14 protein-coding genes are annotated in these 13,508 nt (G+C 60.0%); 5 read left to right on the top strand and 9 right to left on the bottom strand.

Features of this window, described 5'->3' with window-relative positions; translation table 11 throughout:
* Positions 1 to 7: 7 nt before the first annotated feature.
* Positions 8 to 982, bottom strand: a complete 975-nt coding sequence (locus tag KI231_RS12385) for a metallophosphoesterase (RefSeq protein ID WP_371919307.1) — start codon at positions 980 to 982, stop codon at positions 8 to 10.
* Positions 979 to 1,869 (bottom strand): NAD(+) kinase, encoded by an 891-nt coding sequence (locus tag KI231_RS12380; RefSeq protein WP_003224174.1) that lies wholly within the window; start codon positions 1,867 to 1,869, stop codon positions 979 to 981. Before KI231_RS12380 ends, KI231_RS12385 begins: the two co-directional genes overlap by 4 nt.
* A 115-nt stretch (positions 1,870 to 1,984) precedes the next feature.
* On the opposite strand from KI231_RS12380, the gene KI231_RS12375 reads away from it, so the two are divergent.
* The gene (locus tag KI231_RS12375; protein WP_213028409.1) at positions 1,985 to 2,935 is read left to right on the top strand and encodes a DUF1853 family protein; all 951 of its coding nucleotides are present in this window, start codon (positions 1,985 to 1,987) and stop codon (positions 2,933 to 2,935) included.
* A 543-nt stretch (positions 2,936 to 3,478) separates the two neighbouring features.
* Here KI231_RS12375 and KI231_RS12370 read toward each other — a convergent pair.
* The gene (locus tag KI231_RS12370) at positions 3,479 to 4,762 is read right to left on the bottom strand and encodes an arsenic transporter (RefSeq protein WP_103303513.1); all 1,284 of its coding nucleotides are present in this window, start codon (positions 4,760 to 4,762) and stop codon (positions 3,479 to 3,481) included.
* A 156-nt stretch (positions 4,763 to 4,918) separates the two neighbouring features.
* Positions 4,919 to 5,476 (bottom strand): NADPH-dependent FMN reductase, encoded by a 558-nt coding sequence (locus KI231_RS12365; RefSeq protein WP_103303511.1) that lies wholly within the window; start codon positions 5,474 to 5,476, stop codon positions 4,919 to 4,921.
* 183 nt (positions 5,477 to 5,659) lie between these two features.
* On the opposite strand from KI231_RS12365, the gene KI231_RS12360 reads away from it, so the two are divergent.
* A complete protein-coding gene (locus tag KI231_RS12360) occupies positions 5,660 to 5,890 on the top strand; it encodes a hypothetical protein (RefSeq protein WP_103303510.1) in 231 nt (76 codons plus the stop codon).
* Between the two features lie 85 nt (positions 5,891 to 5,975).
* Positions 5,976 to 6,869 (top strand): LysR family transcriptional regulator, encoded by an 894-nt coding sequence (locus tag KI231_RS12355; RefSeq protein WP_213028408.1) that lies wholly within the window; start codon positions 5,976 to 5,978, stop codon positions 6,867 to 6,869.
* On the opposite strand, the gene KI231_RS12350 is transcribed toward KI231_RS12355, so the two are convergent.
* The 3 genes from KI231_RS12350 to dnaQ all read right to left on the bottom strand — a co-directional run bounded on the left by KI231_RS12350 (position 6,835) and on the right by dnaQ (position 10,724).
* Positions 6,835 to 7,449, bottom strand: a complete 615-nt coding sequence (locus tag KI231_RS12350; protein ID WP_213028407.1) for a GNAT family N-acetyltransferase — start codon at positions 7,447 to 7,449, stop codon at positions 6,835 to 6,837. The two genes, KI231_RS12355 and KI231_RS12350, sit on opposite strands and share 35 nt — an antisense overlap.
* A 14-nt stretch (positions 7,450 to 7,463) precedes the next feature.
* Positions 7,464 to 9,719: an Orn/Lys/Arg family decarboxylase gene (locus tag KI231_RS12345; RefSeq protein WP_213028406.1), complete on the bottom strand. Its 2,256-nt coding sequence runs from the start codon at positions 9,717 to 9,719 to the stop codon at positions 7,464 to 7,466.
* Positions 9,720 to 9,965: 246 nt separating this feature from the next.
* On the bottom strand, positions 9,966 to 10,724 hold the full coding sequence (gene dnaQ / locus KI231_RS12340) for a DNA polymerase III subunit epsilon (RefSeq protein WP_103303506.1): 759 nt from the start codon (positions 10,722 to 10,724) through the stop codon (positions 9,966 to 9,968).
* 188 nt (positions 10,725 to 10,912) lie between these two features.
* On the opposite strand from dnaQ, the gene KI231_RS12335 reads away from it, so the two are divergent.
* The gene (locus tag KI231_RS12335; protein WP_213028405.1) at positions 10,913 to 11,218 is read left to right on the top strand and encodes a DUF2388 domain-containing protein; all 306 of its coding nucleotides are present in this window, start codon (positions 10,913 to 10,915) and stop codon (positions 11,216 to 11,218) included.
* Positions 11,219 to 11,338: 120 nt separating this feature from the next.
* On the opposite strand, the gene rnhA is transcribed toward KI231_RS12335, so the two are convergent.
* On the bottom strand, positions 11,339 to 11,809 hold the full coding sequence (rnhA, locus tag KI231_RS12330; RefSeq protein WP_064390484.1) for a ribonuclease HI: 471 nt from the start codon (positions 11,807 to 11,809) through the stop codon (positions 11,339 to 11,341).
* 91 nt (positions 11,810 to 11,900) lie between these two features.
* Positions 11,901 to 12,659, bottom strand: a complete 759-nt coding sequence (locus KI231_RS12325; RefSeq protein ID WP_103303504.1) for a class I SAM-dependent methyltransferase — start codon at positions 12,657 to 12,659, stop codon at positions 11,901 to 11,903.
* Positions 12,660 to 12,725: 66 nt separating this feature from the next.
* Here KI231_RS12325 and gloB point away from each other — a divergent pair, with 66 nt between their 5' ends.
* The gene (gloB, locus tag KI231_RS12320) at positions 12,726 to 13,493 is read left to right on the top strand and encodes a hydroxyacylglutathione hydrolase (protein WP_213028404.1); all 768 of its coding nucleotides are present in this window, start codon (positions 12,726 to 12,728) and stop codon (positions 13,491 to 13,493) included.
* Positions 13,494 to 13,508 lie beyond the last annotated feature (15 nt).

Raw genomic sequence — 13,508 nt, 5'->3', positions numbered from 1 at the left:
ACCGCGATCATTGCAGCACCTCCGGCCGCTCGACATCGACCCAGACGAATTTATGCGGATCGAGGCGGGTTTCCTGATCCAGGCGATAAGCAACGAGTTTGCCGTAGAGCACGGCGCTGTAATCCAGACAGGCGAGGTTCGGGCGGATCGGCGCCGGTTTGCCGCTGCGCCAGTAGTGCCCGACAAACAGCAACGGCTCGTCGACGCCGTAGCGCAGCAGCGAATTCTTTTCAGTGGAAGTCAGCGGGGTTTGCGCCACCGGCTCCGGCAATGCATCGGGCTGGAACACGATGTCGCCGTAGGTTTTCGGATCGTCTTCCCAGAACTTGGTGCGGAAGAACGACCGCACCAGACCGTCACCACTGATCATGGTCTGGCCATCGGGCAGGCGCATATCGGTGCCGCGCAACAAACGATCGAACACGGTGCAGGCAAAACTGCCGGGCACTGCCGAAGACTGCAGGAAATGCTCGTCGATGCAGCCATTCGGGAACAGCGCGCGCAACGGCTCGATCAGCCCGGCATCCCAGCAGGCGTGCACCACGCGAAAACGCCCGGCATCGACAAACAGCGGCAACTGATAGAACCAGCGCTGAAAATCATGCCAATCGCCGGGATGGCCTTCGAACTGGGTCAGGGTTTCGTTGAGCAGACGCGCATGACGCGGCGTATGTTCACGCACGAATTGCTTGCCGCTGCCCGGTGGCGCCGGAGTGCTCCAGCCGAGCGCGTTGAATTCGTGGTTGCCCATGATGCACAACGCCTGACCGGCCTCGACCATGTCATGGACGATGTGCAACGCCTCGCGAATTCGCGGGCCACGGTCGATGATGTCGCCGACGAACACGGCCATGCGTGAAGGATGTCGCCAGACCCCGCCCTGCTTGTGATAACCGAGTCGGTCAAGCAAGTGTTCGAGGGTCAGGGCGCATCCGTGCACGTCACCGATCAAGTCATAACTGCGCGCGGGATCGAGCATCAGTCGCCTCCACCGCCCAGCTTGCTGCCCCAGCCAAGCTTGGTCCGGCAGACTTCGTAGTAGTTGTGGTCGAGCGGGTGAATCAGCCGCAGCTTCTGGGCTTTCTTGCTGACGGTGATGGTGTCGCCCGGCGCGCAGGTGAAGTGGTTCTGCCCGTCGCAGGAGACTTGCGGGTAAATCTGCATGTTTTTCGACACGACGATTTTCAGCTCACTGTTGCCATCGACCACAATTGGCCTGCTCGACAACATATGGGGATACATCGGCACGATCACAATGGCATCGAGCTTGGGATGCATGATCGGCCCGCCGGCAGACAGTGCGTACGCAGTGGAACCGGTCGGCGTGGCGACGATCAGGCCGTCGGCCTTCTGGCTGCAGACGAACTGGCCGTCGATGTACAGCTCGAACTCGATCATTCGGGTCGACTTGCCGGGGTGCAGCACTACGTCGTTAAGCGCATCGCCCTGGCCGATGGCCTCGGCATGGCGGCGGACTTCGGCTTGCAGCAGGAAGCGGTTTTCTACCAGATAGTGGCCGTCGAGCACTTTGGCCACTTCGACTTCCAGCTCATCCGGGCGAATGTCGGTGAGAAAGCCGAGGCTGCCACGGTTGATGCCGAGCACCGGGATATTGTGCTTGGCCAGCGCCCGGGCGGCGCCGAGCAGGCTGCCGTCACCGCCGACGACGATGACCATGTCGCAGACTTCACCGAGCATCTTGCGCGACGAGGTTTGCAGGCCATGGCCCGGCAAGACTTCGGCGATGGTGTCTTCGAGGATCACATGCAGGTGACGATCGAGCAGAAAGCGTTTCAGTCGGCGGACGGTATCCAGCACCTGGGAACTGCCCAGGCGACCGATGATGCCGATATTACGAAATTGCTCCATGGGACCTCTGCGGACAATCGAAAACGCGAAAAACCCGATTATGGGCGAAAGCCGCCGTTAGACAAAATCCTTTCAGCCTCAAGGATGACCTCGTGTTTAAGGCTATGCTCGCAAGATGATCCTATTTCCCGAGCTGCTCTCGTTACCCCACCAATTACGCCATCCCGAAGTGCGCGATCTGGCGTGGGTCATCCTCGCCCCGCCGATGCTCGCCACCACCCCGTGGCCGCAACGTCATCCGCTGGCGGGCAGCGACTGGGTGGGCGATCCCGAGCGACTGGAACAATGGCTACGCCAACTCGATCGCGACAGCTACGGCCTGCTGCACTGGTTGTCCCAGGCACGCACCCGGCGCCTGGGCCTGTATTACGAGCGACTGTGGCAGTTTGCCGTGGAGCACGCGCCGGGGATCGAACTGATCGCGGCGAACCTGCCGATCCGCCGCGAGGGCCATACCCTCGGTGAACTGGACATGCTGCTGCGTGATCGCGACGGCGTACATCACCTGGAACTGGCGATCAAGCTCTACCTCGGCCCGCAGAACGGCGATGGCCGCGACCCGGCGCAATGGCTGGGCCCGGGCTGCCATGATCGACTGGACCGCAAACTGGCGCATCTGGCCGAGCATCAACTGCCGATTTCGGCGCGCCCGGAAAGCCGCGAAGTCTTGGCGGCGCTGGATATCGAAGTATTCAGTGCGCAACTGTGGCTGGGCGGGTATTTGCTCTATCCATGGCCGGGCACGGCTGAATCACCGAGCGGCGCGCATCCACAGCATCTGCGCGGCAGCTGGCTGCATCAGAAAGACTGGCCAGCCTTCGTGACCCAGCGCCCGGCCGGCCGCTGGCAACCCCTGCCCCGCCACGCCTGGCTCGCGCCGGCGCACTACCCGGCGGATCAGGCCTGGGAGCAAGAGCACTTGCAGATGTGGCTGGATGCACTGGAGCCGCTGGCCCCGGCGCAATTGATGGTGCGCCTGACCGAGAATCCGCAGGGGGAATGGGAAGAGGCAGAGCGGCTATTCCTCGTTTCCGATCTCTGGCCGAACGTACCGGGCCAGGCCTGAAAGAATATTTTGCCAATACCGGCCTCTTCGCGAGCAGGCTCGCTCCCACAGGGTGGAGTACAACCGACAAAAACAGGTTGGCTCTCAGGCCGCCATCGCTGGCAAGCCAGCTCCCACAAAGAAATGAGTACACCTCAAACGCGGCGCATGCCGCCCCACTCAACACAATGAGCGTTAGCTCGAGTACCGCCTTTGACCTTCACCACTCAACACAATGAGCGTTAGCTCGAGTACCGCCTTTGACCTTCACCACTCAACACAATGAGCGTTAGCTCGAGTACTGCCTTTGACCTTCACCACTCAACACAATGAGCGTTAGCTCGAGTACCGCTTTTGATCTTAAAAGGCCCGTCGGCAGGCTGAGCGGAGGGGTTCATCCGGGGAGGACATCGAGAGGAGGTGCAGCGAAGCAAACCGGAGGCGATGCCCCGGATGAACCCCGGAGCGAAGGAACCCGAGCCACAGCGAGGGCCGGACGTCAGGGTAAAGACCTTTGCTTACTTTGGGGCTTTTGCCAAAGTAAGTCGCCGCCAGGCGAAAGCGTTAAAAAGACAACCGCAAAGCCAAAGCCGCCAACGTCACCAACAACACCGGCACCGTCAGCACAATCCCGACCCTGAAGTAATATCCCCAGCCAATCCGGATCCCCTTACGCTCCAGCACATGCAGCCAAAGCAGAGTCGCCAGACTGCCAATCGGCGTGATCTTCGGCCCCAGATCGCTGCCAATCACGTTGGCATAGATCATCGCCTCCTTGATCACCCCGCTCGCCTGACTGGCATCAATCGACAGCAACCCGATCAGCACCGTCGGCAAATTGTTCATGATCGACGACAACAACGCCGTGAGCACCCCGGTCCCGAGCGCCGCGCCCCACACACCATGCCCGGCAAAAACATCCAGCCACCCCGCCAGATACCCGGTCAGCCCGGCATTGCGCAGGCCATAGACCACCAGATACATGCCCAGCGAGAAAATCACGATCTGCCACGGCGCCTCTTTCATTACCTTGCGCGTGGAAATCTTGTGGCCACGGGCGGCGATACCCAGCAGCAACGCCGCGCACACGGCGGAAATCGCACTGATCGGAATACCCAGCGGCTCCAGCGCAAAACAACCAATCAACAAAATCGCCAACACCGCCCAACCGGCATAAAACGTGGCTTTGTCGTGGATGGCGGTTTCCGGATGTTCGAGCTGTTCAGGGTCGTAAGCAGCCGGAATGTCACGGCGAAAAAACCACAGCAGCATGCCTAGCGTCGCCGCAACACTGACGAAGTTGACCGGCACCATCACTGCCGCGTAGCGGTTGAAGCCGATATGAAAGAAATCCGCCGAGACGATGTTGACCAGGTTCGACACCACCAGCGGCAGACTCGCCGTATCAGCGATAAACCCTGCGCCCATGACAAACGCCAGCGTCGCCGCCGGCGAGAACCGCAGCGCCAGCAACATGGAAATAACAATCGGCGTGAGAATCAGCGCCGCGCCGTCATTGGCGAACAGCGCCGAGACCAATGCCCCGAGCAGCACCATAAAGGCAAACAACTTGCGCCCGCTGCCGCGCCCCCATCGCGCTACATGCAGCGCGGCCCAGGCAAAAAAACCGGCCTCGTCGAGCAGCAGGCTGATGATGATCAACGCGACGAAGGTACCAGTGGCGTTCCAGATGATTTGCCAAACCAGCGGGATATCGCTCAGGTGCACCACGCCGAAAATCAGCGCCAGCACGGCGCCCAACGTCGCACTCCAGCCGACGCCGAGGCCTTTGGGTTGCCAGATCACCAGGGTAATGGTCAGGAGGAAAATCAGTGACGCAGCAAGCATCCGCAACAGCCTTAAATTGAAATGGAGTAGTGAAGCCAACACAAAAAACTGTAGGAGTGAGCCTGCTCGCGATAGCGGACTGTCAGTTACCAATCAGTCGACTGATACACCGCTATCGCGAGCAGGCTCACTCCTACATCGTGTTCCGTGTTTGGCTTATTTTTTGTGATGTTCTACGAATTGCCCATAAGCATCGATGAATTTTTGCAGGAAAGGTTTCACTGTCTCGCTCAATTTGCCCGCCTCATCAAACGCCGACCCCGCGCCGCCCAGATACGCTTCAGGCTGCTGCATGCATGGCACATCGAGAAACACAAACGACTGGCGCAAATGCTGGTTGGCGCCAAAACCGCCGATGGCACCCGGCGAAACACTGATCACCGCGCCCGGCTTGCCGCTCCAGACACTCTTGCCATAGGGCCGCGAACCGACGTCGATGGCATTCTTCAACGGTGCAGGCACGGAACGATTGTACTCGGGGGTTACAAACAGCACCGCGTCGGATGAACCCACTTTTTGCCGAAAAGTGCTGTAGGCTGCCGGCGGTGAATCGCCGTCGATGTCTTCGTTATAGAGTGGCAGATCGCCAATTTCGACAATCTCAAGCTTGAGGTTCGAGGGAGCCAGCTCGGCCAGTGCCAGAGCGACCTTGCGATTGATCGAAGCTTTGCGCAGGCTACCGACCACTACAGCGACGTTGTAGACATTGCTCATGGAAGACTCTCGATGGTCCGTGGGAGGAGCCACTAGTTATAGATGATTCGGTGACGATTCCACCAGCAGGCAAGGGAAATTCCCGCGTGCTGATTATTTTTTTCCTGTAGGAAAACTTACAGGCCTTGATGACGGTCTACCAAGCCGCAAATCAAGCGTTTTATCTCCAGAGGTTCTAAGCAGATGGCAGCAGTACTCGTCGGTCAGTTCCATGCAAGAGATGCGGAAGGCCGCGTTTATTCCGTGCATGAATTCCAGGAATCCAACCCGTCGGCAGACGGTTCCACTGGCTCGGAGCCTATTTACAAACTGGCCATTGGCGATCGCGTCAACAAGGTCAGCGACAACGAGTTTTTGCTGGTTCAGTCAGGCATTACTCTGGTTCGCGAACCTGAGCCAACCATCGCTTCATAACCCGGCGTTATGAGCTGAAGTCATATACGCAGACTTGGGGTAGGATTCAGCCACTGACCCCACCTGCTGAACATGGACTTCACGCATGCGTTTACGCCATATCGAAGTGATTCAGGCGCTCTTGCAGACCGGTCACCTGGGCACCGCCGCCGAATGGCTGCAATTGCCAGTGGCCGAAGTCGAAGAGCGTTTGCGCGAAGCCGAAGGTCAGTTGGGGTTCATGCTGTTCGCCAGCGTTCGCGGACGCTTGCAGGCGACCCCCGAGGCACGGGCGCTACAGGTCGAAATCGCTCATGTCTATGAGGCGCTGGAGCCGGTGCAACGGCTGGCCGGCAGCCTCAAGCAATACCTCGCCCCGCCCGTCCGCATCATCGGCACCCCGCCGCTGGCTCAGCAATTGCTCCCGCAAAGTCTGGCCGCCCTGCGCCGACGCTTGCCCGACGCACCTTGCAGCCTGATCAGCGCAGCGACTCGCGACATCGTCCGCAGCCTGTTGTTGCGCGAGAGCGATCTGGGGCTGAGCCTGCACGATCCTGAACATCCCGACATCAATTGCCAGCCACTGGCCCAGGGCAAGCTGCAATTGCTCGCGCCCCACGGCTGGCTGCAACCGAAGCAGAAATACATTTCCCTGCAGGACCTGGCCGGGCAAGCGATGGTCGGCCTCGAAGGCCAGGACCCACTGAGCCCGGCGCTGGAAAACAAACTCCAGGCCCTGCGCCCGGCACCGAGCATCCAGACCCGGGTGCAAACCCACCAGATGATGCGCAGCATGGTCGAGGCCGGCGAAGGCCTGGCCATCGTCGACCCATTCACGGCCCTTGGCGCCCGCAGCGCAGGCCTCGATGTGTGCCCGTTGTCACCGGCCGTGCCGATCAGTGTCTACGCGCTGACCTTCAAACACGCACCCACCCCCGCAGCCATTCACACCCTGTTGGCGATCCTCACGGAACAAGCCGAGGCGATGCTGTCGAGTTGACCGCGTGTTCCAGCGGATTATCGAACAATCGATACCAGAACAGCGCCACTTCGGCGGTATTCGGGTCGATGCCGCGGTAACGTAACTGGTCAATACCGCCGATCACGTAGCCACACCGTTCATACAACCGGCAGGCTCCGAGGTTATTGTTCTGGGTTTCCAGCATGATCCCCGGCAACTTCTTCTTGCGGCTCCAGAACTGTGCGACATCGAGCAACGCCTTCGCCACACCGTGACGACGTGCCGGCGCGTGCACGGCCAGTTCATCGATATGGGCAAAGCCGTTCCAGTTGGTGCTGATCACCAGATGGCCGACCGGCTCGTCATCGAGGTAAGCCATGAAAATCGCGCTGTCGGCGGCTTTATGGAAACTGCTGAATTCCTCGGGATCGATGCCGTAGCACTTGCGGTACGGCACGATCGGCGTCACCAGCCATTGCTCGACTGGCTTGCCGATCACCGCGGCACCATAAGCGGTGACTTCAAAACTGAAGTCGCTGCCCCAGATATAAGGCGCAAAACCTTCATCGGCGACCCGCACCGACAGCCCTGGGTATTTCGGATTCATGACCGGTTGCATACTGGGAAAAGTCCTCATTCCTTTACGCAATCGACGGTGTAGTGCCGTCCATTGCCTTCATCTTCATGTTGCAGTCCATGCACATCGGCGACAAAACCGGGAAAGCTGCTATCGAACGTGCGGGCAAATTTCAGGTAATCAATGATCGAGCGGGTCGATTCGGTAAAGCGCTCGCCGGGCATGATCAACGGGATGCCCGGCGGGTACGGCACCAGCATTACCGCAGCAACCCGGCCTTCCAGCTCATCGATCGGCACCGCCTCGACTTCACCGCGCACCAGATGATCGTAGGCGTAAGCCGGTTTCATGGCGATTTCCGGCAGCACCGTGTACATGCGCTTGAGATGTTTGGCGGTGGCATTGCTGCGATAGCAGGCGTGCAATTGATCGCACAGATCACGCAGGCCCATGCCGCGATAGCGCGCGGTGTCTTGCTGTGCGACACACGGCAGGCATGTGGCAAGACTGACGTTGGCGTCGTAACTACGTTTGAATTCCAGCAACTCGGTAAGCAGCGTGCTCCATTTACCTTTGGTAATGCCCATGGAGAACAGCACCAGAAACGAATACAGCCCGGTCTTCTCCACCACCAGCCCGCGCTCCCAGAGGAACTTGCTGACCACGGCGGCGGGGATGCCCTTCTCGCTCAACGCGCCGCCGGCATTAAGGCCCGGCATCACCAACGTGACCTTGATCGGATCGAGCAAGACGTAATCGTCACTGACTTCGCCGAAACCGTGCCATTCGGCGTCCGGCTGCAGCAGCCAGTCCGCGGTTTGCACGCGGTCGATGCCTTCGACTCCCGGCGGCTGCCAGATCGAAAACCACCAGTCATCGGCCGCGATGTGCTGCCGCAGATTGGCCAGCGCACGGCGAAAACTCAGGGCTTCGTCAAAGGTTTCCTGCAACAGAGAGCGCCCGGCCGGGCCTTCCATCATCGCCGAAGCGACATCCAGCGAGGCGATGATGCTGTACTGCGGCGACGTCGAGATATGCATCATGAACGCTTCGTTGAAACGATCCCGATCCAGTTGCCGCGCGCCGCCGTCCTGCACATGGATCATCGACGCCTGACTGAACGCGGCGAGCAGTTTGTGCGTGGAATGGGTGGTGAACACCAGCGGACTGTCTTCGCTGCGCGAGGTGGCCATGCCGTAGCGCCCGGCGAAAAACTCGTGAAACGCCGCGTAGGCGTACCAGGCTTCGTCGAAGTGCAGCACCTCGACACTGTTGCCGAGGTGCTGCTTGATCAGCTCGGCGTTATAGCAGAGCCCGTCGTAGGTCGAATTGGTCACTACCGCAAGCTTCACTTTCGGTGCGCGGCCCTTGGTCAACGGGCTGGCATCGATCTTGGCCTGGATCGATTCGCGGCTGAATTCACTGAGCGGAATCGGGCCGATGATCCCCAGCTCATTACGCTCCGGGCACAGGTACAACGGGATCGCGCCAGTCATGATGATCGCGTGCAACACCGATTTGTGGCAGTTGCGATCCACCAGCACCAGATCGTCGCGCGCAACCATGGAGTGCCAGACGATCTTGTTGGCGGTCGAGGTGCCATTGATCACGAAAAAGGTGTGATCGGCGCCGAAATTGCGCGCCGCCCTTGCCTCAGCTTCAGCAAGCGGGCCGGTGTGATCGAGCAGCGAACCCAGTTCCGGCACCGAGACCGACAAGTCCGAACGCAGCGTGTTTTCACCAAAGAACTGATGGAACGCCTGCCCCACCGGACTCTTGTGATACGCCACGCCGCCGCCATGACCGGGGGTGTGCCAGGAATAATTGGAATCGGCGGTGTGCTGCACCAGCGCTTTGAAAAACGGTGGCAGCAGGCCGTCCAGGTACTTGCGCGCCGCCCGCGCCACTTGCCGGGCGAGGAACGGTACGGTGTCTTCGAACAGATAAAGAATGCCGCGCAGTTGATTGAGTTCGGCCATGGCATCGGCCGGGGCGTTCTCCAGAGTGACCTGTTCGCCCAAGGCAAAGATCGGCAGATCCGGTGCGCGCACCCGCGCCAGGCCGATCAGTTCGGCCATGTTCTGCAACAGATGAGAATTCGTGCTGGCGTCCTCGGCGGCAATCAGCATGCACGCGAGGCCATGATGGGTCGAAGCCACCAGACGCCCTTCGGCGTAATCGGTGGCCGAAACGATACTGAAACCTTCCTGCTCCAACTCCCGGGCGATGCCACGGATACGGTCACCGGCGACCGTGTCGGCCTTGATATCGCGATGGACGATCAACACCGGAAACTTCAAATCTTTGTACATGGGGCTCAGTGTCCTGAGGCGGCGGTTTCGGATCCGCCAATGCACTCAGGGTAGAGGGTTGCAGCGAAAGGCGCGAGGGTGGCCACTTGGCTTCATGCGCCGGCGTACTGCTTTTGTGGCGAGGGCGCTTGCTCCCGCTGGGGCGCGAAGCATCCCCTTCGCACTCTTTCAGACAAAACGGGTGTACAGGTTTTGCGACTGCTTCGCAGCCGAGCGGGAGCAAGCTCCCTCGCCACAGAAGATCTCTCAGGCTTGGGCGTCAGCCTCGGCAATCTGAGTCCACAGCGCCGGGCCACCGGCAGACTTGGCGATTATTTCCAGGCGCACCTGATGCGCCGCCAGCTCTTCTTCCGTGGCACGAATGATCCGGCTTGGCCGACGATCAGCAGGCAAACGACGGATCTCGGTAGCGGAGTTGTCCGCGCCCTCGCCCGAACCATTACCGTCCGACGCGTTGCCGGCCAGCGACAGGCTGGTCTGGCCACCGGTCATGGTCAGGTAAACGTCGGCGAGAATCTCCGAGTCGAGCAAAGCGCCGTGCAGTTCACGGCCGGAGTTGTCGACGCCATAACGTTTGCACAACGCATCAAGGCTGTTGCGCTGCCCCGGGTGACGTTCCCGGGCCATCATCAAGGTGTCGAGGATCGAGCAATGCTGCGTGATGTCGGCGCGATCGTGCTGACCCATCAAGGCGAATTCGTTGTTGATGAAGCCAACGTCGAACGCCGCGTTATGGATGATCAGCTGTGCGCCCTTGATGAACTCGAAGAACTCATCGGCGACTTCGGCAAAACGTGGCTTGCCGACCAGGAATTCGTTGGTGATGCCGTGGACGCCGATGGCGCCTTCATCACTCTCGCGATCCGGTTGCAGATAAACGTGAAAATGCCGGCCCGTCAGGCGCCGACCGATCAGTTCGACACAACCGATTTCGATAATCCGGTGACCATCGGTCACCGGCATGCCGGTGGTTTCGGTATCGAGTACAACGGATCTGGTGGCCATCAGTGCTCAGCTCTCAACGGGTCAATCGTGCAAAAACGCGGATGTTAACACGCCCGCAGGGTGAGTCGCGCACCGCCAGGTGATCGGCGCTCATGCAGTTTTTAACAATCATTAGCAATGTTCATAAAGTCTGCCGGGAATCGACTTGTTAGCGTGCGCGGCTTGTTTCCCACGGATTTGAACGCGTCATGAAGACTGCACAGGTTTTATTGCTGGGCGGCTGTTTGCTGATTGCGCAAGCGCATGCCACCAGTTTCGTCATCAGCACCGACATCACCATGAGCCTGATTCTCAGCTCCAGCAAAGGCACCAGCGGATCGTTCAAGGACGAGAAGATTGTGCTGGCGGCGAAAGATGATGCGGCGGCGTTTGTGGGGAGTGGCGGGGAGATTCGCGGGGCGCGGATGGAGGCGGCGTTTTTGCGGATCAGGGAGGTGCTGAAGGATTCGGAATACACCGACCAGCAACTGGCCGAGGCTATTTTGATTCTGTGAGTCCGCGTTATCGTTCTTCGCGATCAGGCTCGCTCCCACATTGGATCTGTGTCGTGCACAAAGCCCCTGTGGCAGCGGGCTTGCTCGAGAATGGCCGCACCGCAGTACGTCAGGAACGACTCAGGTCTGCTTGTAACCGCGAACTTCATCTACGCCACGATTGGCGAGTTGGTCAGCCCGCTCGTTACCGTGATGCCCAATGTGCCCACGCACCCATTTCCAGGTGACCTTGTGGCGGTTGACCTGCTCATCCAGCTCCTTCCACAGGTCAGCATTTTTTACCGGTTCTTTCGCAGCGGTTTTCCAGCCGCGCTTTTTCCAGTTGGCCATCCACTCGTTGATGCCCTTCATCACGTACTGTGAGTCGGTCACCAGCAGCACTTCGCACGGGCGCTTGAGCGCTTCGAGGCCACGGATGGCGCCGAGCAGCTCCATGCGGTTGTTGGTGGTATTGGCCTCGCCGCCCCACAGTTCCTTTTCGACGCCCTTGCACACCAGCAACGCGCCCCAGCCGCCCGGGCCGGGGTTGCCCTTGCAGGCGCCATCGGTGAACAGTTCTACGGTGTCGACGCTTTCAACGCTTTCGCTCATGCCACTCTATCCAGAATAAATGTGTGCCTCACCGATCACGGATCGACGATAGCCCGGGCCGGGACACACCCGGCCACAAATAAAAGAAGGTTTACGGTTCGATACGGCGACGGTTGACCTTGGCCATCGGCAGCGGAATCAGCTTGCCCATCGGCTCGCGACGTTCCTGACGCAGCGGCCGCAGTCCGACCACGATCTTGCGCGCGACCAATAAATAGAAGCCGCCACCCGACAATTGCCAGTCACCGGCCTTGCGCTCCCAGCCGGCCAGACGGGCTTGCCACTTGGGCGACGCGAGCGGCGGACGATAGCACCCGAAGCGGCGTTTCTCCAGCGCAAAGCCCAGCAGATTGAGCCAGTCGGCGACCCGTGATGGCGAGATGCAACGGGCCTGACGCAAGGCATCGTGGGCGAATACGTGACGCAGGCCCCAAGTGCTCCAGGGGTTGATGCCGATGATCAGCAGATGCCCGCCGGGGCGCACGCTGCTCGCCGCTTCACGCAGCAAACCGTGGGGCGACAGACAGAAATCCAGACCGTGCTGCATTACTACGACATCGGCAGCATGTTCGCTGAGCGGCCAAGCTTGCTCTTCGCAAACGATTTCGACACCGGGCAACGGCGCACCGAGGCGCACATTACGCTGCACTTGCGGCGCTGCCGGCGGGGTTTCGGCGGATGGCCCGTAATGCACCAGATAACCACCAAAGAACCGGCCCAGCTCGTCTTCGAGCATGCGCCGCTCTTCATCGAGCAGAAACTGCCCGAGCGGGCCCGACAGCCATTCGCGGGCGGCGCTGATCAACGCCAGCCAGTCGGGATCGGCCTGAGCGAACGCTTTATCGGTCATGTCATTCTCCAACGCGCCAGGAACTACTAAGATGCGCCAATGTTTTCCGCTTGGCGAATTCCGACGATGATACAGATCAGTGCCCTGCCCGCGTTCACCGACAACTACATCTGGTTGTTACAGGATCACCGCAGCCAACGCTGCGCGGTGGTCGATCCGGGCGATGCTGCGCCCGTCCAGGCCTGGCTCACCGCCCATCCGGGCTGGGTGCTGAGCGACATTCTGATCACCCACCATCACCATGACCATGTCGGTGGCGTCGAACGCTTGAAAGCGGCGACCGGTGCGAAAGTTTACGGCCCGGCCAGCGAAAACATCCCGGCGCGGGACGTGGCCCTCAAGGACAATGACAACGTCAGCGTGCTCGGCTGGGACTTCGATGTCTATGCGGTGCCCGGTCACACCTTGGGACACATTGCCTATTATCACCACGGCCTGCTGTTCTGCGGTGACACCCTGTTTGCAGCCGGTTGCGGCCGCTTGTTCGAGGGCACTCCAGAGCAAATGCATCATTCGCTAAGCCGCCTCGCCGCGTTGCCTGAAGATACGCTGGTCTACTGCACCCACGAATACACCCTGAGCAATCTCAAGTTTGCCGCTGCCGTCGAGCCGAGTAACCCGGACATTGCCGCCCGTCTGGAAAAAGTTACCCAGCAACGGCAGAACGGCGTCATGACCCTGCCCTCGACCCTTGCCCTGGAAAAGCTCACAAATCCGTTTTTACGCACCTCTGAAACATTAGTTACACAAAAAGTGGACGAACGGACAGGCGCTCAAAACCGGGCGCCGAGTGAGGTTTTTGCGGCCCTGCGGGCATGGAAAGATAAGTTCTAAGTGACTCACGGCTTG

Origin of the sequence: Pseudomonas sp. Seg1 (assembly GCF_018326005.1) — a bacterium.
Classification (GTDB): domain Bacteria; phylum Pseudomonadota; class Gammaproteobacteria; order Pseudomonadales; family Pseudomonadaceae; genus Aquipseudomonas.
This window is presented reverse-complemented; position numbering and strand designations above follow the sequence as displayed.